At 33.2% G+C, this 24090-nt stretch carries 31 protein-coding genes and 1 other annotated feature; of the genes, 10 read left to right on the top strand and 21 right to left on the bottom strand.

Features of this window, described 5'->3' with window-relative positions; all coding sequences use genetic code 11:
- Positions 1–20: 20 nt before the first annotated feature.
- From ACFVRR_RS09785 to asnS, 4 genes are all read right to left on the bottom strand, one after another.
- Positions 21–767 (bottom strand): IclR family transcriptional regulator, encoded by a 747-nt coding sequence (locus tag ACFVRR_RS09785; protein WP_387327626.1) that lies wholly within the window; start codon positions 765–767, stop codon positions 21–23.
- 59 nt (positions 768–826) lie between these two features.
- Complete coding sequence (locus ACFVRR_RS09780; protein WP_387327623.1) at positions 827–2326, bottom strand: 4-hydroxyphenylacetate 3-hydroxylase family protein; 1500 nt, start codon at positions 2324–2326, stop codon at positions 827–829.
- Between the two features lie 270 nt (positions 2327–2596).
- The gene (locus tag ACFVRR_RS09775; protein ID WP_387327620.1) at positions 2597–2851 is read right to left on the bottom strand and encodes a YqkE family protein; all 255 of its coding nucleotides are present in this window, start codon (positions 2849–2851) and stop codon (positions 2597–2599) included.
- A gap of 183 nt (positions 2852–3034) precedes the next feature.
- Positions 3035–4426: an asparagine--tRNA ligase gene (asnS, locus tag ACFVRR_RS09770; protein WP_387327617.1), complete on the bottom strand. Its 1392-nt coding sequence runs from the start codon at positions 4424–4426 to the stop codon at positions 3035–3037.
- Positions 4427–4477: 51 nt separating this feature from the next.
- Positions 4478–4716 (bottom strand) — a binding site (T-box leader).
- Positions 4717–5086: 370 nt separating this feature from the next.
- On the opposite strand from asnS, the gene ACFVRR_RS09765 reads away from it, so the two are divergent.
- Positions 5087–5332 carry a zinc ribbon domain-containing protein gene (locus tag ACFVRR_RS09765; protein ID WP_335491992.1) on the top strand — a complete coding sequence of 82 codons (246 nt, stop codon included), beginning with the start codon at positions 5087–5089 and terminating at the stop codon, positions 5330–5332.
- Between the two features lie 23 nt (positions 5333–5355).
- A complete protein-coding gene (locus ACFVRR_RS09760; RefSeq protein WP_387327832.1) occupies positions 5356–6270 on the top strand; it encodes an alpha/beta hydrolase in 915 nt (304 codons plus the stop codon).
- A gap of 35 nt (positions 6271–6305) precedes the next feature.
- Here the strand turns inward: ACFVRR_RS09760 and ACFVRR_RS09755 are convergent, their stop codons facing one another.
- Both ACFVRR_RS09755 and ACFVRR_RS09750 read right to left on the bottom strand, forming a co-directional pair.
- A complete protein-coding gene (locus ACFVRR_RS09755) occupies positions 6306–7469 on the bottom strand; it encodes an iron-containing alcohol dehydrogenase (RefSeq protein ID WP_387327613.1) in 1164 nt (387 codons plus the stop codon).
- Between the two features lie 58 nt (positions 7470–7527).
- The gene (locus tag ACFVRR_RS09750) at positions 7528–8115 is read right to left on the bottom strand and encodes a GNAT family N-acetyltransferase (RefSeq protein WP_387327610.1); all 588 of its coding nucleotides are present in this window, start codon (positions 8113–8115) and stop codon (positions 7528–7530) included.
- A gap of 194 nt (positions 8116–8309) precedes the next feature.
- Between ACFVRR_RS09750 and ACFVRR_RS09745 the strand changes: the two genes are divergently transcribed.
- The 3 genes from ACFVRR_RS09745 (at position 8310) to ACFVRR_RS09735 (ending at position 10346) form a co-directional block, all read left to right on the top strand.
- The gene (locus tag ACFVRR_RS09745; RefSeq protein WP_387327607.1) at positions 8310–8519 is read left to right on the top strand and encodes a CDGSH iron-sulfur domain-containing protein; all 210 of its coding nucleotides are present in this window, start codon (positions 8310–8312) and stop codon (positions 8517–8519) included.
- Between the two features lie 144 nt (positions 8520–8663).
- Entirely contained in the window at positions 8664–9722 is a 1059-nt protein-coding gene (locus ACFVRR_RS09740) for a processed acidic surface protein (protein WP_387327603.1), read from the top strand.
- 3 nt (positions 9723–9725) lie between these two features.
- A complete protein-coding gene (locus tag ACFVRR_RS09735; protein ID WP_387327600.1) occupies positions 9726–10346 on the top strand; it encodes a class D sortase in 621 nt (206 codons plus the stop codon).
- 62 nt (positions 10347–10408) lie between these two features.
- Here the strand turns inward: ACFVRR_RS09735 and ACFVRR_RS09730 are convergent, their stop codons facing one another.
- From ACFVRR_RS09730 to ACFVRR_RS09690, 9 genes are all read right to left on the bottom strand, one after another.
- Complete coding sequence (locus tag ACFVRR_RS09730) at positions 10409–11308, bottom strand: aminoglycoside phosphotransferase family protein (protein WP_387327597.1); 900 nt, start codon at positions 11306–11308, stop codon at positions 10409–10411.
- A 166-nt stretch (positions 11309–11474) separates the two neighbouring features.
- Positions 11475–11969 carry a DinB family protein gene (locus ACFVRR_RS09725; protein ID WP_387327594.1) on the bottom strand — a complete coding sequence of 165 codons (495 nt, stop codon included), beginning with the start codon at positions 11967–11969 and terminating at the stop codon, positions 11475–11477.
- A gap of 179 nt (positions 11970–12148) precedes the next feature.
- Positions 12149–12595: a BclA C-terminal domain-containing protein gene (locus ACFVRR_RS09720; RefSeq protein ID WP_387327591.1), complete on the bottom strand. Its 447-nt coding sequence runs from the start codon at positions 12593–12595 to the stop codon at positions 12149–12151.
- Positions 12596–12809: 214 nt separating this feature from the next.
- Positions 12810–12986, bottom strand: a complete 177-nt coding sequence (locus tag ACFVRR_RS09715; RefSeq protein WP_387327588.1) for a hypothetical protein — start codon at positions 12984–12986, stop codon at positions 12810–12812.
- Positions 12987–13209: 223 nt separating this feature from the next.
- Positions 13210–14049, bottom strand: coding sequence for a Cof-type HAD-IIB family hydrolase (locus ACFVRR_RS09710; protein ID WP_387327585.1), 840 nt, complete (start codon positions 14047–14049; stop codon positions 13210–13212).
- Positions 14050–14432: 383 nt separating this feature from the next.
- The gene (locus ACFVRR_RS09705; protein WP_056475532.1) at positions 14433–14648 is read right to left on the bottom strand and encodes a DUF2922 domain-containing protein; all 216 of its coding nucleotides are present in this window, start codon (positions 14646–14648) and stop codon (positions 14433–14435) included.
- A gap of 17 nt (positions 14649–14665) precedes the next feature.
- Positions 14666–14890: a DUF1659 domain-containing protein gene (locus ACFVRR_RS09700; RefSeq protein WP_387327581.1), complete on the bottom strand. Its 225-nt coding sequence runs from the start codon at positions 14888–14890 to the stop codon at positions 14666–14668.
- Positions 14891–14967: 77 nt separating this feature from the next.
- Complete coding sequence (locus tag ACFVRR_RS09695; RefSeq protein WP_387327579.1) at positions 14968–15300, bottom strand: YolD-like family protein; 333 nt, start codon at positions 15298–15300, stop codon at positions 14968–14970.
- Positions 15301–15748: 448 nt separating this feature from the next.
- On the bottom strand, positions 15749–17011 hold the full coding sequence (locus tag ACFVRR_RS09690) for a Y-family DNA polymerase (protein WP_387327576.1): 1263 nt from the start codon (positions 17009–17011) through the stop codon (positions 15749–15751).
- A gap of 164 nt (positions 17012–17175) precedes the next feature.
- On the opposite strand from ACFVRR_RS09690, the gene ACFVRR_RS09685 reads away from it, so the two are divergent.
- Positions 17176–17370: a YqzH family protein gene (locus ACFVRR_RS09685; protein ID WP_097974672.1), complete on the top strand. Its 195-nt coding sequence runs from the start codon at positions 17176–17178 to the stop codon at positions 17368–17370.
- A gap of 46 nt (positions 17371–17416) precedes the next feature.
- Here ACFVRR_RS09685 and ACFVRR_RS09680 read toward each other — a convergent pair whose 3' ends face one another.
- From ACFVRR_RS09680 to ACFVRR_RS09670, 3 genes are all read right to left on the bottom strand, one after another.
- Complete coding sequence (locus tag ACFVRR_RS09680; RefSeq protein ID WP_097974670.1) at positions 17417–17716, bottom strand: DUF2653 family protein; 300 nt, start codon at positions 17714–17716, stop codon at positions 17417–17419.
- Positions 17717–17739: 23 nt separating this feature from the next.
- Entirely contained in the window at positions 17740–18168 is a 429-nt protein-coding gene (locus ACFVRR_RS09675) for a hypothetical protein (protein ID WP_097974668.1), read from the bottom strand.
- 77 nt (positions 18169–18245) lie between these two features.
- Positions 18246–18848 carry a metal-dependent hydrolase gene (locus ACFVRR_RS09670; protein WP_387327573.1) on the bottom strand — a complete coding sequence of 201 codons (603 nt, stop codon included), beginning with the start codon at positions 18846–18848 and terminating at the stop codon, positions 18246–18248.
- A 335-nt stretch (positions 18849–19183) separates the two neighbouring features.
- On the opposite strand from ACFVRR_RS09670, the gene tatC reads away from it, so the two are divergent.
- The gene (gene tatC / locus ACFVRR_RS09665) at positions 19184–19912 is read left to right on the top strand and encodes a twin-arginine translocase subunit TatC (RefSeq protein ID WP_387327570.1); all 729 of its coding nucleotides are present in this window, start codon (positions 19184–19186) and stop codon (positions 19910–19912) included.
- A 55-nt stretch (positions 19913–19967) separates the two neighbouring features.
- Here the strand turns inward: tatC and ACFVRR_RS09660 are convergent, their stop codons facing one another.
- Together ACFVRR_RS09660 and ACFVRR_RS09655 are read right to left on the bottom strand one after the other, a co-directional pair.
- Positions 19968–20285, bottom strand: a complete 318-nt coding sequence (locus ACFVRR_RS09660; RefSeq protein ID WP_056475504.1) for a hypothetical protein — start codon at positions 20283–20285, stop codon at positions 19968–19970.
- 291 nt (positions 20286–20576) lie between these two features.
- Complete coding sequence (locus ACFVRR_RS09655; protein ID WP_387327567.1) at positions 20577–20966, bottom strand: FtsB family cell division protein; 390 nt, start codon at positions 20964–20966, stop codon at positions 20577–20579.
- A 425-nt stretch (positions 20967–21391) separates the two neighbouring features.
- On the opposite strand from ACFVRR_RS09655, the gene ACFVRR_RS09650 reads away from it, so the two are divergent.
- The 3 genes from ACFVRR_RS09650 (at position 21392) to ACFVRR_RS09640 (ending at position 22893) form a co-directional block, all read left to right on the top strand.
- Positions 21392–21736, top strand: a complete 345-nt coding sequence (locus tag ACFVRR_RS09650) for a YojF family protein (RefSeq protein ID WP_387327565.1) — start codon at positions 21392–21394, stop codon at positions 21734–21736.
- Positions 21737–21752: 16 nt separating this feature from the next.
- Positions 21753–22433, top strand: coding sequence for a bacillithiol biosynthesis deacetylase BshB2 (gene bshB2, locus ACFVRR_RS09645; RefSeq protein ID WP_097974658.1), 681 nt, complete (start codon positions 21753–21755; stop codon positions 22431–22433).
- Between the two features lie 79 nt (positions 22434–22512).
- Complete coding sequence (locus tag ACFVRR_RS09640; RefSeq protein WP_387327562.1) at positions 22513–22893, top strand: VOC family protein; 381 nt, start codon at positions 22513–22515, stop codon at positions 22891–22893.
- Between the two features lie 51 nt (positions 22894–22944).
- Here the strand turns inward: ACFVRR_RS09640 and ACFVRR_RS09635 are convergent, their stop codons facing one another.
- Positions 22945–24090 carry an ABC transporter permease gene (locus tag ACFVRR_RS09635; RefSeq protein WP_387327559.1) on the bottom strand — a complete coding sequence of 382 codons (1146 nt, stop codon included), beginning with the start codon at positions 24088–24090 and terminating at the stop codon, positions 22945–22947.

Genomic DNA, 24090 nt, shown 5'->3' with positions numbered 1-24090 from the left:
ACTTTAAGTAAGCGCTATCATTATGCATTAATATAACCAAGCTGATTTGAGACTGTTTTAGCAGTTTTCACAACATCTTGAATCATTCGACCTATGTCTTGGCTCATCATATACGAAACTGGTCCAACCATATTTAATGCTGCAAAAGTTTGACCTGTATATGTTTGAATTGGAGCTGCAATTCCGAATAATCCTAAATCATTTTCATTGTTGCTTATGCTATAGCCATTCTCTTTAATCGCAGTCATTTCTTTTTTTAATGCATCAATAGTCGTAATTGTATTTGTTGTATAAGCTTTAAAGCCTTTTTCAATCGTTGTTTTTAAGTATGCTGGATTATATGATAGTAGAATCTTACCGGTACTCGTACAATATGCAGGCCGTTTAGCACCTATAAATGTTGGGACAGGTATCGAATGTTTAGAGGAAACTTTTAAGACAAATCTTACGTCCCCTTTATCAAACATTCCGATATGAACGGTACTATCATAATTTTTTAGTAGATTTTCTAATAACGGAATGGCTTCACTATATATGTCTTGTTGATACATAACGTGATTACTCCATTCAAGCAACTTCCAACCAAGTCGATACTTTTTCTTATTATCCTGAATTAAAATCCCTTCAGCACAAAGAGTTCGAACTAAATGATGGACCGAGCTTGCATTCATATTTAACTTTTCAGCTATTTCTAAATTTCCTAGGACTGGTTCTTCTTCTGTAAAGCAATCTAATATTCTAGAAATCTTTTGAACTGAAGAGATCATTAGATCCCCTCCTCTTTGATGCTAAAAAATTTCATAAAATCCCTGCTTTCTAAAATTAATCAGTTAACTTTAGAATTCGCTAGATTAGTCGATACTCCTTTTAAGTTTTTTGCTCCATTTAATGCATCGTCCACCATACTAAACGTTTTCTTACGTTTCATTTGGTTATAGTAAATTGCTCTTTTTCGAATTGGATCACCAGTATAATATCTTTCATATTGAAGTGCTCTTTGTCCAAAAGCTTCTCCACATAAATCCCATGCAAGTTTGAATAATTGAACTCGGTCTAATGAGGATACGCCTTCACGTCCAACATAGTATTTATCCATAGCGTCTCTTAGTTCAGGATGTTCAAAGTCTGCTTCTGTTGGCGACATTAATAAGCCGCCTGCACCAATTGTTTGAATCACTTCAATTGCTCTTGGGTACATAGTTGGAAGCAAGCCACGAATCGTTTCAAGTGGTTCCCATGCCGGTCTTACTTCGCCTGAAGGTAATGTTTCATACTCTATTTCGGAAACTCGAAGTAAAGCACGAATTGTTTCAACTGATTGTAGTAGTTCACCTAAGTCATTTTGGACATTTAAATAAACATCTACTCCAATTGAATCAGCTAACCTGCATGCTACCTCTACTGCAAAAGCTAATTTTACATAGCCTCTTACGCCAGACTGGTGAGCAGGCTGTTGTGCAATACCTGTTTTTGGATATAGATTATTTGCAGCTTCAACATTATTATGAATAAATACACGATTCCAAGGAATTAACACATCCTCAAATACAAGAACAGCATCCATTTCTTCGAATCTAGATGCTAATGGATGATCAAAAAATGATCTCTTACCATCTTGCATTTGCTCTCTACATAAAATTTTTAATCCTGGCGTGTCAATCGGAAGTGCAAATGCTAAAGCATATCGCTCATCACCTTCATGGAATCCAGGGAATGAATATATAATGACTTCATCTGTAATCGGTGCTAATGTTGCAAGCATTTTAGCCCCTCTAACGACTAATCCATCAACCGTTTCTTCAACAGCACCTAAATGAGTAAATAAGTCTTTTTGTTCATAAGATGGCTTGCTGCGATCATTTTGTGGGTTAATAATTGCATGCGTTAAGAAGATGTCGTTATCACGAACAAATTTGAAATAATTTTGGACATTTTTTGACCACTCTGGATTATATTTATCTAAAAACCATGAATTACTTGCCATTGAAGTTAAAACAATGTTCAAGAAATCTGGTGTTCTTCCCATTAAACCAAATGTTGACTTTGCATATGCTTCGAACAAATCTCCACGTTTTTTAATATCTTCAGATGACTTAGGCACTAAAAATGCATTAGAAATTCGCTCACCAGTTTCTTCACTAATATGTGTGATTTTGTCTTGATAAGCTGGATCGAACTGCATATCATATAATTTTGCAATCTCTAGAATCGGTTGTTTGAAAACTGGATGGTTTACGATATCCTCTACCTTTTCTCCACCTAGCCATACCTCTGGCTTTCTAGATCTTAGTCCATCAATATATTGCGCTCCTGTACGAATACCCATTTAATAATTCCTCCACTCCGATATGTAATTTTTTTAACATTTGTTTTTTAAATCGAATTCGGAAATTTTTTTAAGCGCTTTCAAAAAGTTCAATTTCACTATCTTAAATTATTTACACCACCTACTACCTTTTGTTTAACTTAATTTCACTATAAAAAATTATAAAATTTTGAACAATCAAATAATTTCACAATGTGAAATTTAGTATAAAAAAATGATTAAATTAATTTTTTACACGTGCAAAAAAAAATAAGACGCTCATTTAGCGTCTTATTTAAAGTCCTTCCAAGAGAAATTACTCTCGTTAAGTAACTCTTCGAATGATTTATTTTTCTCACGTAATCTCTTTTCTTCACGAATACGTGCTTCTTCTTCCTCTTTTAGCTTTGTTTCATTTTCTTGTAATTGTTTTTTTGTATTTTTTAATTTTTGAAGAATTTCTTCATTCATTAATGATCCTAATGATATTTTTTCTTTCTGTTCGTACGCCGGTTTTACAGGCTGCTGTGGTTTTCTTTTTTTCATTTTATATCACCTTCCATTTCCATTATTTTATCATTAATTTAAAGTAGGAAGAGAAGTATTTCATCTTTGCTTATTATATTATAAAACTACTATTTCTCTTTTTTCAAATGCTAAAACTCAGTTTCTTTTGGCTCTTCATAAAAACAATAGGATGCCGCAGCATCCTATTGTTCATTTTTCTATTTAAAAATCTGCATTTCCTGGTGTACGTGGGAATGGTATTACATCACGGATGTTTTTCATTCCTGTTAAATACATAACAAGTCGTTCAAATCCAATTCCATAACCAGAATGTTTTGTACCGCCGTATTTTCTAAGCTCCAAATACCACCAGTAATCTTCTTCATTCATACCAAGTTCTTTGATTCGCTCTACAAGGACGTCTTCTCTTTCCTCACGTTGACTTCCTCCGATTAATTCGCCAATACCAGGAACTAATAAGTCTGTCGCAGCAACTGTCTTGCCATCCTCATTCGCTCTCATATAAAATGCTTTAATTTCTTTCGGATAGTCAGTTACATATACAGGACGCTTGTAAATTTCCTCACTTAAGTAACGTTCATGTTCAGTTTGCAAATCTGTTCCCCATTCAACTGGGTAGTCAAACTTTTTACCAGAGTTCTGTAACAATTCAACAGCTTCAGTGTAAGTAACTCTACCAAAATCAGATTCTAATGCATTTTTTAATCTTTCAATAAGAGTTTTATCAATAAAGCTATTAAAGAATTCCATTTCTTCAGGTGCCTGTTCAAATACGTAATTAATTACAAACTTAACCATGTCTTCACCAAGATCCATGATATCTGGTAGTTCGGCAAAAGCAACTTCCGGCTCAATCATCCAGAATTCTGCGGCATGTCGTGCAGTATTTGAATTTTCCGCTCTAAATGTCGGACCAAATGTATACACATTACGGAAAGCAAGGGCATAAGCTTCACCATTTAATTGGCCACTTACAGTTAAGTTAGTTTCTTTACCGAAGAAATCTGCGCCTTCATCCACTTTTCCGCCTTCAGCTTTTGGAAGTTGGTTCAGATCCATTGTTGTCACACGGAACATCTCTCCTGCGCCTTCTGTGTCACTTCCAGTAATAATCGGTGTATGTACATATACATATCCTTTTTCTTGGAAGAATTTATGAATTGCATATGATGCAAGTGATCTTACTCTGAAAACCGCTGAGTATGCATTCGTTCTTGGACGTAAATGTGCAATTGTTCTTAAATATTCAAGAGAATGTCTCTTTTTTTGTAATGGATAATCTGTATCTGATAATCCTTCAATCACAATTTTTGTCGCTTTAATTTCAAAAGGTTGTTTCATTTCCGGAGTTGGAATAAATTCACCTTCTATTAAAACAGTAGAGCTAATCGGTAACTTCGTAATTTCTTTGAAATTATCAAGATTATCCTCAAATACTATTTGTACACTCTTAAAGAATGTACCGTCGTTTAACTCCATAAAACCAATTGTTTTAGAATCACGAAGAGTACGAATCCATCCTGAAATTTGAACGGTTTTTTCTTTAAAATTTTCTTGATTTCTGTATAAATCTTTTACTACAGTCTTTATCATAATTAGCCTCCTTATGTTAATTTTCCAATAAAAAAAGCCTTCTATCCCTATAAAAGGGACGAAAGACTAACTTCCGCGGTACCACCCAAATTGTCATAATATGACCAACTTTAAAGCTAACACTGCTTATCCCAGTTAATAACGTGCTGGTAACGTCTAAGCCTACTTAAGAGATCCTGTTCGGTTAGAACTCAAAGGTGTTCTTCATTCATGCTTCATCACTAGGCTTCCACCGTCCCTAGCTCGCTATCGAATATAGCAAAAACTACTTTCCTTTTCATCGATTTAAAATATGTAGTTTTTAAAGGAATTTTTCTTGTATAATTTATCATAAATCATAATCTCTTGTCTAGTTGTCCACCAAAATATATTCATTGATGAGGAACCAAACTCCATCTTCTTCCACTTTTACTTCCTCATGAACACACCTTATGAGTAAGCATACTCCACCTTATTCCCTTTTTACTTACCCATAGACACCTTATAGCTAATTAAACTCCATTACTCATGAATCTTCTTATATCATAATAGGAGTATTTATGAACATTAAGCGACAATGTTCAATTTTCAAACTTGTATTTCTTAATTTTATTGTCAAAATCCCTTTATTAAATTTTCTTTTTCCTATGATACACTTTACTAAAAAGGAGGGTTTTATTTATGGCTAGAGCAGAAGAATTGATAAAGGATAAATTTGTTTGTTCGAAATGTAAGCATACACACGCTAAAACGAAAGAAGTATCAATGTCTGGTTCAGGTTTAAGTAAGTTACTAGATATTGATTATAATCATTTTTTATTTGTTTCTTGCTTAAATTGTGGCTTTGTTGAGGTTTATAATCCTTCAATTTTAGAAGGTAAAACCCGCGGTGAGTTAACTACAATTCTTGATATTCTTTTTGGATAGAGAGTGATGGTTCTATTATGATGATTTCGCTTGTTGTGGCTGTTCTTTTTCTCATTTATTTTATTGGAGTTGGTTACTATTTTACGCAGCAAGTTTTGTTTATGAAAACAAATTCACTTGAGTTTATTTATCAGCGCGAGTTGGAAAATTTCCGATTTGATGAAGGATTGTATCGATCTGTTCAAAAACAGCCCTTTTCTATTCAATCTCGTTATGGGTATGAATTGAAGGGATACTTGTTTGAGGCCTTTGATACAAATAATTGGGTCATTATTACACATGGTGTAACGGTTAATAAGAATAACTCTATTAAATATGCTGAGCTATTTTTAAAGCTTGGTTTTAATGTACTTACTTATGATCATAGGCGACATGGGGAGTCAGGTGGACATACAACTAGCTATGGTTATTATGAGAAATACGACTTACAAACTGTTGTTCAATATTTAAAGGATTTAAAAGGTGAGATTGTCCTTGGCATTCATGGAGAGTCGATGGGAGCTTGCACAATGTTACAATATGCTGGTTTTATTGAGGATTCTGCAGCTTTCTATATTTCAGACTGCGCGTTCTCTACATTTGAGGAACAGCTTACATATCGTTTGAAAATGGATTATAAACTTCCTAAATGGGCAATCCTTCCCGTTTCTAGCATTTGGTTAAAGCTTCGGAATGGATTTTTCATTAAGGATATTTCCCCTTTACTGGCTACACATAATATTAAAAATCCCGTGTTATTTGTTCATAGTAAACCAGACCCTTATATTCCATTTACACATACACTTAAATTATTTGAAGCGAAAAATCAAAATAAGAGAGAACTGTTCATTGCTGAAAATGGTGAACACGCTATGAGTTTAAATGAAAATAAAGATGATTACTATTCAATTGTTTCAACTTTTTTAAATAATATTGGCGTTAACCATCATTCAATATAAAAACTGGACAGAGTTATTTCTCTGTCCAGTTTTTCTTAAAGAGCTGCCTCTAAAATTTTCAATGCATCTTCTTGATCTAATTTTTTGAAGTTACCAAACGGACCATATTTAACCGTTTTAGCAGCCATTTCAGGTAGTTGCTCTTTTGTTATACCGTACTCACTTAAACGACTTGGCGCACCTATTTGGTTCCAGAATGTGCGTAAAGCTTTAATACCAGCTAATGCCCATTCTTCTTTTGACATTGACTCTTGCCTGATATCAAATACTCTATCTGCAAATTGGCAGAAACGATCAACATTTTCGTTCATTACATATTCCATCCAATGAGGGAAAATAATTGCTAATCCTCCGCCGTGTGGAATATCTGTTACTGCAGAAACAGCATGCTCGATATTATGTGTAGCCCAATCACCTTGGACACCCATACTTAAGATTCCATTTAATGCCATCGTTCCACTATATAATAATGTTTCACGAGCTTCATAATTATCCAATTTCTCTACGGCGATCGGAGCAGTTTCAATAACTGTTTTTAAAATACCCTCACAGAAACGATCTTGAATTTTTGTATTCGTTCCATGGTGGAAATATGACTCAATAACATGTGACATTATATCCACTGATCCATAAACTGTTTGATCACGAGGAACTGTAAATGTATTTTGAGGATCTAGTATTGAAAACGTTGGGTAACTAAATTTACTTCCCCAACCTAATTTTTCATTTGTTTCCCAATTTGTAATAACTGACCCAGCGTTCATTTCTGAACCAGTTGCTGCAAGCGTTAATACTGTTCCAAATTTTAATGCATCTGTTGGGAATGCTTTACGTGTAATAACATCCCAAATCTCACCATCAAATTTTGCACCAACTGCAATAGCTTTTGTACAGTCGATTACAGAACCACCACCAACAGCTAAAACAAAGTCAATATTTTCTTCTTTGCAAATTTGTATCCCTTTATGAACTGTTGATAATTTCGGATTTGGTTCAACTCCGCTTAGTTCATAAACCGTTTTATCAGCTTCTTTAAGAATACCTACTATTTGATCGTATAGGCCATTTCTCTTAATACTTCCACCACCGTATACAACTAAAACATTCTTTCCAAAGCTAGCAGCCTTCTCTTTTAACTTTTGTACACTATCTTTACCAAATATTAATTCTGTTGGATTTGCAAATGTAAAAAAATTCATATGTATCCCTCCTATTGTTCAAACTTAATTTTAACTTAAACAATCGAAAGGATGCATCTTAAACGACTTTTATTTCGAATATTTTTTCATTTATTGGGAACACTAAATAATCGTATGAATGATTCATAATAAATCTAACTTTCTCATATTTAAATCCCACTTTTTCATATAGTCGGCGAGCAGAAGGTTTGTCTTGATCTACATTTAATGAAACTCTTGCAATCCCTTTGTTTTTGGCAAAAGAAAGTAATCCTTCTAATAATTCAGTTCCAATTCCTTTGCCTTGATAATCTGGATGCACTGACAATGTATCAATATAAAAATCTTCATCATCTGCTTCCTTATCAACTTTAACATCTTGTATATTTAAATTACGACTTATTATTTGAAGCATTTCACGATCAAGTACTGATAGTTCCATGGAATGGTAGGCTATAATCACTCCTACAACTTTTCCTTCAATTTCTTTCACTAAACAATTATGGTAACTTAGTCTATTTTGTTCAGATTGAACATAATATTCTAAAATTGGTGTTGCTTGTTCGTATGATGATGTCCCTGTTAACATAAATACAATATCTTCAATCGCTTGTACAATTAGAGGGACAATTTGTTTGGCATCTTCTTTTTTTGCTATTCGAATCATGAATTGTCACTCCTAAACTTAAATTTTTCTTAGTTTACCTTTATCATTTTTTAGGATAAAAAAAACAACCTTTTCATTTTATACTAAATCCATGTTAATTTCATGTTAAAAATTAATACTTTATTAAAATCACCCATTTATTTTAACTTAAATGTAATATATAATAATTCTAAGATGTGTAGGAGGAAATTAATATGTCTGATGTTCAAATCAAGGTTTTAGATAATGGTCCTTTACGTGTAACTGGTACTGTTGAGTTAGTTGATGCTGAAGGGAATACATATCCGCAAAAAGCAGCTTTCTCATTATGTCGATGCGGCATGTCAAGTAAATTACCCTATTGTGACGGTACCCATAAAGGAAAATTCGAATCTGTCGTTCGAGCTCCTAAAGAAGCGGAATAATTTTATTTTTCTGGCGCCGATTATTGAGCAATTCTAAATAATCGGCTTTCTTATGCCCTCATACCTTTATTATATTTGAATCATTCATAAAACTGATCTAATCACATTTACATTTAGGGAATGCACTATTAAGGGGGAAATAATATGAAAAAGGTATTAGCTTCAGTCGTTTTATCTGCAGCATTAGTAGTACCAGGCGTAACTGCTTATGCAGCGCCAAATGCAAATGAATTAAAAACTTATTTAGTTAGTATCGACCTAACTCAAAAGCAATTAGAGGATTATTTAAATTCTTACTACGGTGAGTCAATCTCTGATTTCGATTCAGTTGATGAGTTAAAAGATACTTTAGGTGAAAGACTTACACAAAAAACTTTAGACAATCTTCTAGATGAGTACGGTTACACTGAAGATGAAATTATCGATCTAGCAGTCCAATATGATGATATGGACAAAAATGCATCCTTACTAGATACGTATTATTTTACTTCAGATATCGAAAACTTAATTTATTTAGATGAAGATGAGTCAGGGTCAGGTAGTGTAGAAGATCAATTCCCTTCTATGGACGATCTTTCTAGTGCTCTTTCAGAGTTTGGAATTACTCAAACAGAAATTAATAATCTATCTGCATACCTAGAAAAAGTTGTGAGTGATGATCCTGCTGTTGAAGCAAAATTAGAAGCATTAGGAGAACGTGCATCTGCTTTAGAAGAAAATTATCCTGAATTTTTCTCAATGGATACTGAGGCTACTCCAAAAGAATTACCAGCTGAATTAAAAGTTGAATTAATGAATATCGTTAAAGAGCTTCAATCTACTTTAAAAATTGATATTAAAGTTGCAATTGAACAAAATGGCGTTAAAACTCCTTTAACTTTTGCTAAATTACTTACTATGGATGATTCTATGGATTCTATGGAAAATATAAAAGTATATTTAGAGATTTATGACAACGCTGGTAATCTATTATTAGACGCTGTACTTTCACCAGAGGAACTTATTGGTGATGACCAAATTGTAGATATCGTTAAAGATACTCAAAAAGCAATTAAAAACCCAAAACCAACTGTTACAGTAAGAACGGAAAATGGCGGTAAACTTCCAACTACTGCAACTCATACAACTGAATGGACAATGGTTGGTATGTTAATGATGTTAACTGCTGTTGTTTTACGTAAAAAGGTAATTGTTAAACGATAAGCTATGAATCGTAAACGAAAAGTCATACTTATTTTTTCAGCACTCCTTTTTATTGTCGGATTATTTTTTGCTACAACAAATGCTTATTCTTTAATTAAAACCTATGTGCTGTATAAACAGTCTAAGGATGATTTCAAAAAAGAAATCAAAACAGAAACAGCAACTAAATTGAAGCAAATTAAAAGAGACGAACCGCTTTACAAGACTTATCCTAAATTTGGCGATGAAATGGGGTCATTAACGATTCCTCGAATTTCTGCAACTCTACCAATCTTCCACGGGACAGATGAGGATGAGCTTGCAAAAGGAATTGGTCATTATGCTAAATCTGTGATGCCAGGTGAAAGAGATAATAGTGTTCTTGCTGGACATCGAGATACTGTATTCCGTGAGCTTGGCAAAGTAAAAGTGGGCGATCCGTTAATTGTTAAAACTTCGGCTGGTACATTTACTTACAAAGTTCATAAGATTCGCATCGTTGATAAAGATGATCGCACTGTTATTATCCCAAAACCAAGACCAACTTTAACGGTAAGCACTTGTTATCCGTTTAATTTTATTGGACATGCACCACAGCGTTATATACTTGTAGCTGGTTTAGTTAAATCAGAAGTAAATAAATAAACAAATAAATGCTTACTATTTAATAGTGAGCATTTTTTTTGTTAGTAGTTTCATATTTTTCATTAATTTTCTAGTGCAGCCCAAAACTTTTCGTTATTTAAATTACGAACACTCCATTGATAGTGTCCATCACTGCAAGTTTCTGAAAAGAAATTTGCCGAATAGATACTATAAAATAGAACGTACAAATGGATTGTACTTCTAACTTCTTCTCCTAATTGATTAACTACTTTATTTAAATATTTTTCTAGCTTTATTTCACCCAATTCATCATATAAATCAAATAAAATCCAGCTTAGTGCAACATCAAATAATGGGTCCCCATATAACGTCATTAATCCGAAATCAATTACACCATTAATTCGTCCATCTGAATTTACTAATAGATTTGATGGATAATAATCACCATGTACTAATGCATATTCCCCTTCATATCCAACTGAAAATGCATCCATTAATCGTTTTAATTTCACTTCGTAATCTAATACATCTCTTTTCAAATATCGATCTACTTCTGTATTTTTTCTTAGTAACGATTGTTTTAAAAAATCGTTCCAGTCCTTTGTATAAATTTCATCATAATCACTTAATAATTTAATGCCTTTAAATTGCTCTTCCAATTCAATCTTTTGAATACTTACTATTGTAGATAGATAGTTTTCAAAGAAAGAATCTAATACTTGCTCATCATAATTTGATAAATCCTTTTGAATATTTTTGCCTTCAATTCGTTTTTCAATTGTTAAAACAACATCCTTCTCTTTTATTATCTCGTGAATTTTTGGTAATTCAAAATTTGCATCACTTAAATTCATTGATTCATAAAATTGCTTTAATATTTCTAACTTTGAATATGCGGTTGGTTTATATAATTTTAAGACTCTCGTTTGATCATAAGAGTAAACTTCTGCTTCTTGCCCTTTTCCTAAAAAATCCACTTCGCTTATCTTGTACTTATTCAAAATGTAACCCCTAACATTTTGTGTGATCATCTTTAGTTCCCCATTTTCCTTTATTTATCTTTTTTCAATTCTATTTCCATCCATTACCACTTCTTCCAAAATAGCCTACTATTTCTTATACGACAATATAAATTATTTAATGATGTTTATTATCCGTATTAGCTTCCTACTCTGCTTTTGATACCCATGAACCTAGTGCTTTTCGTATGTAGAGGATTTGCCCAATATGATAAGCATTATGAGTACATAGATTAGATAACGCTCTCCACCAGAGTGCATCTACTGGAAAATTTGGAATTTGTTCATAAAGTCTGGGTTCATCTGCTTCTTTTATAGCTTGCTGCCAATTCGCTAAATTCTCATCTAACCGTTTAACAAGCGACTGCCAATCTTTTTTTGTTAAATTTTCCATCTCCCGAAAAGTTGAAGCATTACTTTCAATCACTTCAGTTGGTATTTCTCCATTAAATCTTCTCAACCATCGTTCATTATAGAAATACAGATGGTATACGATTTCACCGATCGTATGAGTAAAATCATTTTGTCTCCAATTTATATCCTCTAAACTTAAATTCTCCAATGCTACACTTAAAGGTTGAATCCAACTTTCAACATTTCTACAGACTTCTAATTGATCTAATAGAAACTCTTTTTTACTCATAGATCATTCTCCCTTGTTAATTTTATACTTTACGATATGTACTTTCGTGGTTATTACTAGATTCACCTTTATTACTTTATGATTTATGCCTATTAAAAAATGCACTACTTTTTAAAAAGCAGTGCATTCTTGTAACGCAAATAGGGAGTCTTCCTGAGGAGTAACGATTAAAACTTGTACTAATGAACTCTGAATAGATTAATTGTAGCTCCAGCGCCTTGTAACAACTTAACATCTCCAACAAAGTCAAACAATTGAAGTGAAATTGTATCTCCCGCGTCTAATGGTAAGATCATTTGGCTACCGTAAATGGATCTATTCACTTCATTTACGATTGCTGATGCATTTATAGGTCTACCATTTACTAATATTCTTGTAGATACGTCTAATAGTGCATTTAAATTCACTGTGTAAGTAATAAAGTAATTACCTGGTACTTCAACTGTTAATCGATCATTTGCTCGATCAATTGTAACTCCTTCACCTAAATACTGAAATGATGGAAAAGTTACAATTGTACCTTCTTTTATAACAGAAACTGTTCCACCACTATTAGTAACAAATGCAAAACTCTCGCCAGGAGGTATTGGTGGAAAATGATGTCTTGGCGGTCTTGGGTATCTCATACTATCACCTTTTCTTATTATTTAGACATAAATCCTTTTAGGAGTAACATATTAAAGGCTTGTCTATATTTGTTGATATAGTTTATTAATATGAAAGTTTTTTCTTTTCGTTACAGCATGTCCACTAGTTTTTTATTTTTTTTCAAATTTAATATAAAAAAACTTAGTCACCATCGGACTAAGTTCTGTTAAATCATTATAGTATTGAGAGAGTCTATGACCTCTCTAGTACATTTACAATCCGATTTAATAGTTCATTTTGCTTCTTTAATTCCTCATTTCGGATTTTAAATAATTTATAAAAGTAGTAGATTACTACTATAAGACCTACAGGAATTGCAATGTTAAAAAGCATAATAATGATTGGAAATATACCTAGGGCTGCATCCATTTTAACACTCCACATCTTTTATAGTTTATATTTAGATTATGTTAGCCTATACATACTTTATGTCTATTAATTAAATCAAGGAGTAAGAAGTGTCTATTAGATATGGTAAGAATACAAAAAGGAACTCAAATGTTAGAAAATCAGCAACATTCTCCATAAAAAAAGAGAGTCTCAAAAGTACTTTGACTTTTGATTCCTCTCTTTTGCCAGTCTATAAATTGAATTAACTTTGCTTTAATTTTTGTTTTTGATCTAAAAAATGATAAATCGCATGGGCTACGCCTGCTTCTTCATTTGTTTTTGTAACAAATGCACAGTGTCCTTTTAGCTCTTCTTTCGCATTTCCCATAGCTACTGGAAAGCCTACTCGATTAAACATAGAGACATCATTAAAACTATCTCCAATTGCCATGCTCTCATTTAAATCTACTCCAAGGATTGGTGCAAGCTTTAATAATGCCGCTCCTTTACTTACATTTGCTGCATTAATTTCAACGTTATTTGAGCCTGACGAAGTAATCAGTAGACCCTCTTCTTGCATTAGTTCTAGACGAATGCGACTAATAACCTCTTCTTTATTGGAAAGAAATAATATTTTATATACATCAAGATTATTAAAATCCTCAATAGAAGAATAAGTTCGAACCTTTCTTAAAGTAGCTGTCACTTTGTGTGTCTTACCAGTTTGCTTATCAGTGAAAAATTCATCATATAGTGTATCTCGACACTTTGTAAATGATCCTTCACTAGTACTAATAATAAATGTTTTATTTTCCGCTTCACATATGCTTAAGGCTTTCGCAAAAATTTCTTTATCCATTGAATCGTTGTGTAAAATTTTCGCCTTATAGTCATATATTTGTGAGCCATTTAAACAAACAATTGGACAAGTTAGTCCAGCTTCATCTAATACTTCCTTCGCACTTTCATACATTCTACCTGTAGAAATGACAACATGGATTCCTTCCTTTTGTGCCGCCCGGATGCTTTCAATGTTTTCCATTGGTATTCCATTCTTACCATTTACCAGTGTACCATCCATATCAATTGCAATTAGTGCCATGTCGTTCTCTCCTTTTCTACTATTCTCTTATAATCTGAATGCTAACTATTCCCCAATTCTACTAAAGCATTCTTATTACAATTTAACTATCTTCTATTTTATGTTTTCATTCTTTATTATTATAACGCAAAAAAAGACCTTCTGCATTTCAGAAGGTCTCAGACTGTTGACAAGCGCTTGCAATCAGTCTGAAACTCAAGTTTTTGTACTTTGTCAATTAATTTCCAAATTTTCGTAAAGGAGTAGTGATGTTGATTTCCACTACGGGGTGCTCGCTTTCACAATCTTCCGGTATTGACTCATGTATATTTCACACCTCTGAAAAGACCTTCTGCATTTCAGAAGGTCTTAAACTACCTACAAAACTCTTTTCCTAATAATACTTATAACTCGATTTCAATAATCTCCTTACCAACCAAGCGTGCGCCTTGTTTGGCTACGACAATTCCACTTGTAGAAGTGAATACATTGTTTGCTACAATTTTATCCATTACTTGATTGATTAATGTTGGATTAACTGGAATTGTTGGATTGTCTACTGTTAGCGTAACAACTTTTTCGTTTTCATTTAAAAATTTAAGCTCTAATGTTTGAATCATATCGCTTTCCTCCTTTTTTATAGACTGTTTAAAAGTAGTCCATTGCTTAATACTTCTAGCTCTACTAATGGTAGATCTTGCAATGATGCTAAGGCACTACCGATTTCACTTAGCTTCACTAAATCAATATCAACTCGGACATTTTTATATGCCTTCCTCTTGATAATGATTTTTCCTTGTGCATCTTTTCCTGCATGTAAATTTACATACAATGTTAGTTGTTGAGTAGCAATTTGTGCCATTTTCAACTCCCCCTTTCGATGTATATGTACTAAAAAACGGGGGAGTTTTCGTTAATGGTTCATCTTTTTTTTGATTTTCAAGATCCTATTTTCACGTCCACAATATCACTTAATAACAGCTCCATATATCCAGCTTGTTCTTCATAAATAGATAGCCTATTTTGGTGTAAATTAATTTTCCCTATTTTTCCTTTTACATTATGGTGATAGTGGTTTTTATAATAAGTAATTTGTACACTTTCATCTTCGTGAATTGCCTGTTGAAGATGACGGTTCATTTCCTCTAATAGTTGTTCATCTACATCTTTTTGTTGTTCATAATTTTGTGATACTTTCCAATCACGAAGCATTTTTACATGTTCTGGTAACATCATTGACGTCCATTTAATTGTGCCACGGTCACGAATCATCGGCATTCTTCTCCTTTTCTTCTCTTTTTATCTTAGGTAGAACTAGTGGCTTTCACTTGCAGGGGGAAAAGGACAAAAGGAAATTTTTTAACCTAATCAGGCAAGAAGTCTCCTTCCTCAAGCGTGTGAAGGACTTTAGTCCAACGGTAGGTGGGAGATGAATTGCCTTTTTTCGATAGAAAAACATATGGTTATATGCTATGATTTTCTTATGAATTGTTCTTTGATAAGTAGTTATATAAGGTTGAGTGGACAAATAAGACATAGTGCGAAAACCAAGCCCGTCACCCTTCCACTCGTAAAATAACTAAGGTAACGAAAGAACCTCCATTCGTTGGACATCTACCGCAGGAACTGTGGAAAGTAACGCTCGTGGAGATGAAAGGTTGCTTTCGTCATGGAATCGAGAAGCCCCCACTTCAAGCGTTAGCTATGTGGTGGGAGTGGTTCACCCTTTATGTCCACCTACCAGCTTGCTTCTGGCAAGTGCTGTTCCTCCTTCCGCATAAGAAACAGCCCAAAGGAGTGAAGATGATCCGTATTTTTTTCGGACTGCGTCCATCACATATCCTAAATTGCGCTTTTGAGGTTTTTTCTGATCAAACAAATTTAACTGCATGATTTCATCACTTACAATATTCGAAAGAGAAATGAGAATTTGCCGAACTGTCTTCCCTTCATAATATCGATCAAATAGTTTTGTACAGATTTCATACAAATCTGAAGTAATATTAGTAGGTTCATCCATTGTAAACGCATGGGAAAATCCTCCACCGAATTCTTCCCGACTATATCCAATTCCTAATGTAATCGTACGTCCTGCCTTCCTAGCATTACGAGTTCGGCGTGCAACCTCTTCACACATTTCACGAATAACAAATTTAATTTCTTCGACTTTCGTATAATCTCTCATTAATATTTGGCTTTTACCGAAACTAATTTGTCCGTTCATTATTGGAGCACCTAGCTCAGACAAATCTACTCCCCACGCATGATGATATAGTTGATTTCCCATCACTCCGAATTTCTTCTCCAGCAAATGAAGAGGATATTTCGCTAACTGTCCTACGGTAAAAATACCCATTGTATTTAAAGTTCGTTCGGTTCTTTTACCGATACCCCACATTTCACTAAGAGGACTCACCTGCCATAGTTTCTTTTCTACATCTTCATAAGTCCACTCCGCTATCCCATCTTTTTTTCCTTCTAAATCTAAGCAGAGCTTCGACAAAAGCATGTTCGGTCCAATCCCAATCGAACAAGGTAATTGAAATCTTGCCATAATCTCATTACGAATTTTTTCGGCAATCTCCCATGCATCCCCCCATAATCTCTTCACTCCATCGACCTTTAAAAAACATTCATCAACACTGTATACATGTAAATCCTCTAAAGGTGCAAATTCATTTAATAACTTTACTATGTTCGTTGAGATTTCTAGATATTTTGACATTGAAGGATTTACAATTTTGATTCGCGGATCTTTTGGTATTTCAAAAACCCTTGATCCTGTTTTAATCCCAAATTCCTTTTTTAATCGCGGGGAAGCTGCAAGTACGATACTTCCTTCCCTCTCCACATCTCCAACAACTGCTAAATAACATTCTAATGGATCTAATTCGAGCATGACCGCAGAACAACTTGCATAAAAGCTCTTCATATCGATGCATAATATCCGATGATGTGGTAACTCTTCATAACAAATGCTCATACATATCACTCCGATTTTCCAAAAAATAGCAGAACTAATGTTCTTATTTTTATTATAAACATATATTAAACGAATATACGTTCGATTTCAATAAAATTTTTTCGCTAGGAACAATACAAAATTTTAGCTATACTAAAATTAGATTAAGGGAGGAAAGACTAAAAGTGGATGGACAGTTTGTAAAACAGATGATTAAACGAGCGTTAATGCAATATAGAGGAGAACACGAACAGTGGATTACAGCTGATATGCTAGATAAACTGTACGAACAAATCGTTACCGAACAATTAAATGATGACCGTGAATTACACGAATTAGTACAAGATATTGTTTACGAATACGTAACCAATTATGCCTAAGCAATCGAAAAAACCCGAGAAAGAACGTCCCGTTCTCTCTCGGGTTTTATGAATAGACAAATGATATTTCACTCGTAATTCCATCTTCTTCATCAAAACCAATAATGATTTCCATTGCATAGGATGAAAAACGATGAATCTCTTCCAAGTAAAAACCAATTGCGTCAGATATTTGTTGCTCATAATACAATACGTTCCGATAATTGGCCGAAACTTGGCAGCTTACCCCGTCATCCTCATCAAATTGAAACTCAATTTGCACACTTTCTGGGCGAATTCCTTCTAAATCTGCCACATATACACAAATTGCATTGGCAACATCTTGTTCATCAAAATAGATTTTCACAAGTCACCTCGGGAAGGGGAAAGTTAATATCGGTTTCTACGAAAGATTTTCTTAATAAACCAAATAATCACTATTATTACGAGAAAATCTAATAGTAATCCAAAAAATGAAAAACCAAACTGCTGACCACCATAGTAGCCACCAAATGGGTTTAGCATTGAACCAAAAAGAGAGCCTAACCCAAATGCACCTGCATACCCTAAAAAATTCCTTCCAGGACTTCTATACGATCGATAGCTCGACCTAGGTGCTGTTGGTCGATAACTTCTATTAGAACGATACGATCTCCTAATTGCAAGATGCGTTGATGGTTGTTTGCTAGAAACAAAAGAATTAGTATTCACTTTAATACGTTGATGGTTATACGTATTACTACTGGCATCAACCGGGATTGACAAAGCAAGCATAAAAAACAAAATCCACATGGATATTAGAGAATTTATTTTTTTCAATATTGACCCTTCTTTCATCGTCACATCTTTCTTAGTATGGATCTTTTTTAATAAAAAAATGTGACAATTAAAGAGGTCTATAACCACTTAATACTTTGTTTTGTAAACAACTGATCCGCTAATAGGTGAGAAAAATAACCCACTGTACCAGCTAACCATAACCCATTTATCATTAAGTCTTTTTGCAGCAAATAACAAATCCCACTCCAAACGGCTAAAAAATAAAGAGAATGAGTTGGTCCACGATGCTTTAATCTCGAAGAAACAGCAATAAATAATCCAAGCGCAAAAATTGACCAATAACCATAAAAGAAAAACCAACCAATAACTGCAATTAATATGCCTGTTAACATTAATATTGTTTTTAAATTCCGTAACCAGCTAACACAAATAATAAATAATATGAGAATACCCACTGCATAAATCCATGATCCAGAATAAATTAACTTCCCTGTCTTCACAACAATAAATAATGTAACTGCTAAAAATAATAAGCTGAACAAAACCTTTAGCGGCATTGAAACTTTCTTTGTTAGTGAACCATTATGATGATCTAAATCAGGAGCCAAACTACTGATTGCACCAACTATAAGTGGGACGGTCATAGAATCATTTTTTGTTGCATACATTGTGACACCAGTTGCAAATAATCCTACAATTACATGACTTTTTCCATCCAAAAATTCATACCTTCCTTATCTTACATATTCATACTTTTATTATAGTCGGATAAGGTTAGTTTTCATATGAATAAATTAACAAATGATGGTAATTTAAGAATAATTAATGTCTTTATATTCATTGACGATTGTTCTTTTTTCTGACAAAATATAGGAAGCTTAGGTATTATAGAAAACTAGTCGATTGGCGAGCCTATTAGGCGAAGACTAAAGACGTAGTTGCACTTACACTTTATTCCTAGAATTGGCAAACTACATCCAGTAATCAACATCGCCAGCCAATTTATACTATATAAGTGTAATAAAATACTTTCACGTTTGCTTTGGGGGAAATTATGCAAGAAAAAGAAATGAGTGTCATTGACCATTTAGATGAGCTTCGAAATCGAATAATAAAAGTTATTGTTGCATTCGTTATTTTTTTAGGGATTGGATTATATTTCACGAAAGCTATATTCAATTTCCTTGTACAAGATTTGCATGGAAAGCTTCTAGCGCTTGGTCCAAGTGATGTCCTTTGGATTTATCTAATGATTGGTGGAGTGTTCGCGATCGCGTGTAGTATCCCTGTCATAGCTTACCAAATATGGGCGTTTGTAAAGCCGGCCTTGCATGTAAAAGAACGAAAAAGCACAATGCTTTACATACCAGCTTTATTCTTATTGTTCGTTTGTGGATTAGCATTTGGCTATTACTTCATCTTTCCAAACGTTTTAAAATTTTTACAGGACATCGGAGAAGACTTAGTAACAGTTACATTCACAGCTGAGCGCTACTTTAGCTTCTTATTTAACTTAGTTGTTCCTTTTGCGTTTTTCTTTGATTTACCAGTCATTATACTATTTTTAACAAGTATCGGAATCGTATCACCAGCATTTTTAAGAAAATCTCGACGATTTGCATATTTTATCCTTATTATTATCGGAACAGCAATTTCACCGCCTGATTTTGTATCTGATATGATGACAAGCTTACCATTGTTAGTTATATACGAATTAAGTATTCTTGTTTCATCAATTGCATATAGAAGACGTATTAAACGCCTACAACATGAATCAGAATAAAAAACAAAAAAATGGACAGCAATTAGTATGCTTGTCCATTTTTTTTGACTATTCCTTATAATAAAATATGTGATGTATACAAAGTAACAACTAAACCTGAAAAACTATAAATTAACGATGCTTTTATAGCAATTTTTCTTTGAAAATCTTTATGTAAGTCATTAAATTCTAATCCAGCAGCACGCAACCATTGATATCGCTGCAGAGGAGTATAACTTACTTTTTTAGCTGTTTTCCAATAAAGGAAGACCGTCGTAACGAATCCTACCATAATAGCAATATTACTAGCCGATGAATCCGAGAGAACACTAACAAGGAACGTCAAAATTACTTGTACAATTAAAATAGCAAAAACGTAAATGAACTTTTTCATGTTAATCCTCCTTATTTAAGCTTATTTAAATTATAACAAAGATGTATTTTTCAGAATAGTAAAAATTTTGTAGAAATCATGGGTAATTAGAACTAAATAGACAACAAAGTGATAAGAGAAAGAGTCTGTTTATAAGACAAAAATGTAAAAGATATGAATTAATTCTATTCCCTTCTTCCTATTTAAGTTCGTACGTTCGACTTTAAATTTGCATAAAACGAACGTTAGTTCTATAATAAATATAGAAAAAAGATTCCCACCTATATGAGAATCTTTAAGTTTAATTAATTATTAGTTTGAACTGATCTCATCTTTCGATTTCGGCACGATGATGATTGTTTCTCCTTTTTTAGAGAACATGTATTGATCACGAGCATAGTTTGCTATGAAATCCGGATCATTTAATAGTCTAATCTGTCTGTTTAAATCTTTTTTTGTTTTAGTTACTTTTTTTTGTTCGACATGTAATGTTGATAGTTCATGTTGCTTTGCCGAAGCGATCTTGTTTTCACTATACATATATATTCCAGACGCGACAATTAAAGACAAAAATAATGTTGTCAAAATGATTCGATGGATTCGTATTGTTTTTCTTTTTTTAGTCTGCGGAAATTGATTACGAGAAGGCTTGTTTAATTCTTCTCTTTGTGGATTATATAGTTTTCGCGCTTCTGCCTTCACGTTAAAAACCTCCCTTTAAAAATATTATTCTACTCTAGTTTAACAATTAATATCTTTTTAGAAAAGAAAAAAAAGGTAAAACAAGTAAAAATTTGACTATTTTACACAAAAACTCGTCTTTTTTGTCGAGTTTTAGTCACGTATTATCAATAAAAAGATACCATTAATTACCTTAATTTCTTATTTTTTGAATATTTTAAATTTTTTTAACAAAAGTGGTTGACGAATATTTTCCCATCATGTATATTAAATATAAATTAACTGAATATTTAAACAGTTAAATTTTAGTAATCATGTTATACACATCCCCCCAATCCCTATCACCCAATTAGATAGGGATCTTTTTATGTTCAAAATCACAAGCCAACAAATTACCAATTTAGGGAAAGTTGGATTATAATACTTTTTAAAGGAGGTACGAGAAAATGCAAAAATTAGAAATTAGTGCTGCCCACGATGCACTTCAAAATTATATAAATCAAACAGTCTATTTACATTTAGAAACTACAAATGGTGCATATGCTAATCACTTTAATGAAAAAGTAATGACAGTAAATGCCTTTATCAGAAATACGAAAGTAATCATTAGCCGTGCTACAATCACAGGCAAATACCCATACCGTGTCGGATTAAAGCTTGAAGAAGGCTGGGTTGTTGCAGAAGGATTAACTGATTTTGAAGTTGATGACCAAGGTCGCCTCCTACTAGCAGGTCATAATGAGGATGGCAAGCTTGCAATCGCAATACATTTAAGCTATACGCCATTTTAAGAGAGGAGCACTAAAAATGAGTCAAAAACAAGAAAAAGTATTACTTGTGTTCCCTCACCCGGATGATGAAGCTTTTGGGGCTGCTGGAACAATTTCGAAGTTTACAAATAAAGGAATTCCGGTTACATACGCTTGTTTAACTTTAGGAGAAATGGGACGAAATATGGGAAATCCATTTTTCGCAACAAGAGAATCACTTCCTACAATACGTAAAAACGAATTAATCGACGCTTGTAGAGAAATGGGAATCCAAGATTTAAGAATGCTAGGATTCCATGATAAAACAATTGAATTTGAAGACCCTGAGGATGTAATTAATCCAATAAAGGAAATCATCGACGAAATTCAGCCAACTTTATTAATTACTTTTTATCCAGAACATGGTGTCCACCCAGACCACGATGCAACTGCAAGGGCTGCTGTTGAAGCAGTTCGACGAATGGATAAGGAAGATCGTCCAACAGTATGGTGTATCGCGATTACAAAAGAACGATTTGAAGTTTTAGGAAAACCAGATATCGTGAATGATGTAATGGATGTTGCAACCCAGAAACTAAGAACGATGAAAGCACACCGTTCTCAGACAGAGGCGATGCTAAAAGATGTCGTTAAAATCGAAAAATTTGAGGATATACCCGATGATCGATTAAAATCATTTTTTGCGAAGGAATCATTCTATACCTATCAGTTTGAATAAGCACTAACCAATGTAAGAAGGTAAATACCTTATTTATGTAGAAAGAAAAAGAGATTAAACTATTCTGGAGGTTAATGAAATGTTGAAAATGAGGTATTTAATTTTATATGTTTCAAATCTAGAGAAATCTCTTACTTTCTATACTGAGTCTTTAGGCCTTCCTATTCGTGGAAATCACGGTACGTATGTCGAATTAGATACTGGTGATGCCGTACTTGCTATGATTGAACGTGGCAATGTTCAAGAGCTTACTGGATTAAGTTATAAAAGTACTGAAGCATCCTCTCAAACCTTTGAAATCGGATTTGTAACAGATGATGTGCATTCTACAATAGAAGATTTACGAACCAAAGGTGTCAACATCATCAAAGAACCAATTACAAAACCATGGGGTCAAACAGTAGCATATGTAGCAGATCCAGACGGTCATTTTATTGAAATTTGTAGTTCAATGGACTAATAAAATAGCTAAAAAATCCATCTCTAAAATAAAGAGATGGATTTTTTATATCTACACAAAATTTCTAGTAGAACTATTACGACTAAACCTATAAATAGCAATTAAGAAAAATGCAGCCGCAAAAACTAGAAGGATTAAAATATTTAAATATAAGCTTCCTAAACTACTTCCTTGTTGCAACTTCGTCAATGTCTCTAACGTCCATCTTTGTGGAAGAAAATCCGCAATTCTTTGTACTGATGATGGCATAATCTCGATTGGCCAGAAACAACCGGAGATCATAACAGTTGGAACAACGATTAAGTTCTGCAATGCTCCAGATGATTTAGAACTATTAGAGAACGCTACAATCATTAATGAGATCCCGACTGAGACCAAAGCAAAAAGCATCATAACAACTGCTGCTTCCCAAAATGGAATATGAATATCGATATGAAACACTTTCGTCATAAAGAGGAGCGTAATAATTACTTGGACAGTCATTACAATCATATTTACTACAACATTTGAGAAAATATATTTTCTAGCATTAATAGGTGCTGACAAAAGTCTGTAGTAAATTCGATTTTCTTTTTCCTTTAAAATAATTTCAGAAAGATTCCCTGCAGACATTAACATAATCATAATCAAAAAGCCTAAACTATATGTCGTCATATATTCAGATTGAGATGAATCTGATAATGTTTTTGTTGCTACCTTGAAGCTTGCGTTTTGGTAGTTGGAATACATTTGATTAAATTTAGTTTGGTCTGTTTTAGCCACTCTACTAATAGCTGAAACATTGTCGATATAGTTGTATAAATAAGATTTTACAAAGCTAGTAATTTGAGCACCTTTTATTGAAGATATTTGAATATGATTTGGGTTACCAGAACGTACACTATCTGTAAAACCATCATGGAACGAAATAACACAATCAAGTGATCCTGAAGCGATCTTATCATTGGCATCAGAAATGTTTATTATTTCAATACGAACGTTATCTAAGTGTTCTAAAAACTTAATCGTATCATTTGCAATATATTGATGATCCTCATTGACAATCCCAACATGAACGATCGTTTTATTGGAACCACCATAAGCTAGAAAAGAAATAAAAATACCAATTAGAGGCACTAAAATATACATAATAATATTTTTCTTATTTTTAAAAGTAGCTCTTAAAGTATTCGAAATTAACCAAAAAACTGTCTGCAT

Source organism: Gottfriedia sp. NPDC057948 (assembly GCF_042887255.1).
Lineage (GTDB): Bacteria > Bacillota > Bacilli > Bacillales > Bacillaceae_G > Gottfriedia.
Note: the sequence above shows the minus strand (reverse complement) of the source record. Positions and strands in the feature narration are given on the sequence as shown.

What these genes read in the sequence shown, in the direction of transcription:
- ACFVRR_RS09785 (WP_387327626.1), bottom strand. Translation starts at nt 767, where the DNA reads ATGATCTCTTCAGTTCAAAAGATTTCTAGAATATTAGATTGCTTTACA.
- ACFVRR_RS09780 (WP_387327623.1), bottom strand. Translation starts at nt 2,326, where the DNA reads ATGGGTATTCGTACAGGAGCGCAATATATTGATGGACTAAGATCTAGA.
- ACFVRR_RS09775 (WP_387327620.1), bottom strand. Translation starts at nt 2,851, where the DNA reads ATGAAAAAAAGAAAACCACAGCAGCCTGTAAAACCGGCGTACGAACAG.
- asnS (WP_387327617.1), bottom strand. Translation starts at nt 4,426, where the DNA reads ATGATAAAGACTGTAGTAAAAGATTTATACAGAAATCAAGAAAATTTT.
- ACFVRR_RS09765 (WP_335491992.1), top strand. Translation starts at nt 5,087, where the DNA reads ATGGCTAGAGCAGAAGAATTGATAAAGGATAAATTTGTTTGTTCGAAA.
- ACFVRR_RS09755 (WP_387327613.1), bottom strand. Translation starts at nt 7,469, where the DNA reads ATGAATTTTTTTACATTTGCAAATCCAACAGAATTAATATTTGGTAAA.
- ACFVRR_RS09750 (WP_387327610.1), bottom strand. Translation starts at nt 8,115, where the DNA reads ATGATTCGAATAGCAAAAAAAGAAGATGCCAAACAAATTGTCCCTCTA.
- ACFVRR_RS09745 (WP_387327607.1), top strand. Translation starts at nt 8,310, where the DNA reads ATGTCTGATGTTCAAATCAAGGTTTTAGATAATGGTCCTTTACGTGTA.
- ACFVRR_RS09740 (WP_387327603.1), top strand. Translation starts at nt 8,664, where the DNA reads ATGAAAAAGGTATTAGCTTCAGTCGTTTTATCTGCAGCATTAGTAGTA.
- ACFVRR_RS09735 (WP_387327600.1), top strand. Translation starts at nt 9,726, where the DNA reads ATGAATCGTAAACGAAAAGTCATACTTATTTTTTCAGCACTCCTTTTT.
- ACFVRR_RS09725 (WP_387327594.1), bottom strand. Translation starts at nt 11,969, where the DNA reads ATGAGTAAAAAAGAGTTTCTATTAGATCAATTAGAAGTCTGTAGAAAT.
- ACFVRR_RS09720 (WP_387327591.1), bottom strand. Translation starts at nt 12,595, where the DNA reads ATGAGATACCCAAGACCGCCAAGACATCATTTTCCACCAATACCTCCT.
- ACFVRR_RS09715 (WP_387327588.1), bottom strand. Translation starts at nt 12,986, where the DNA reads ATGGATGCAGCCCTAGGTATATTTCCAATCATTATTATGCTTTTTAAC.
- ACFVRR_RS09710 (WP_387327585.1), bottom strand. Translation starts at nt 14,049, where the DNA reads ATGGCACTAATTGCAATTGATATGGATGGTACACTGGTAAATGGTAAG.
- ACFVRR_RS09705 (WP_056475532.1), bottom strand. Translation starts at nt 14,648, where the DNA reads ATGATTCAAACATTAGAGCTTAAATTTTTAAATGAAAACGAAAAAGTT.
- ACFVRR_RS09700 (WP_387327581.1), bottom strand. Translation starts at nt 14,890, where the DNA reads ATGGCACAAATTGCTACTCAACAACTAACATTGTATGTAAATTTACAT.
- ACFVRR_RS09695 (WP_387327579.1), bottom strand. Translation starts at nt 15,300, where the DNA reads ATGATTCGTGACCGTGGCACAATTAAATGGACGTCAATGATGTTACCA.
- ACFVRR_RS09690 (WP_387327576.1), bottom strand. Translation starts at nt 17,011, where the DNA reads ATGAGCATTTGTTATGAAGAGTTACCACATCATCGGATATTATGCATC.
- tatC (WP_387327570.1), top strand. Translation starts at nt 19,184, where the DNA reads ATGCAAGAAAAAGAAATGAGTGTCATTGACCATTTAGATGAGCTTCGA.
- ACFVRR_RS09660 (WP_056475504.1), bottom strand. Translation starts at nt 20,285, where the DNA reads ATGAAAAAGTTCATTTACGTTTTTGCTATTTTAATTGTACAAGTAATT.
- ACFVRR_RS09650 (WP_387327565.1), top strand. Translation starts at nt 21,392, where the DNA reads ATGCAAAAATTAGAAATTAGTGCTGCCCACGATGCACTTCAAAATTAT.
- bshB2 (WP_097974658.1), top strand. Translation starts at nt 21,753, where the DNA reads ATGAGTCAAAAACAAGAAAAAGTATTACTTGTGTTCCCTCACCCGGAT.
- ACFVRR_RS09640 (WP_387327562.1), top strand. Translation starts at nt 22,513, where the DNA reads ATGTTGAAAATGAGGTATTTAATTTTATATGTTTCAAATCTAGAGAAA.
- ACFVRR_RS09635 (WP_387327559.1), bottom strand. Translation starts at nt 24,090, where the DNA reads ATGCAGACAGTTTTTTGGTTAATTTCGAATACTTTAAGAGCTACTTTT.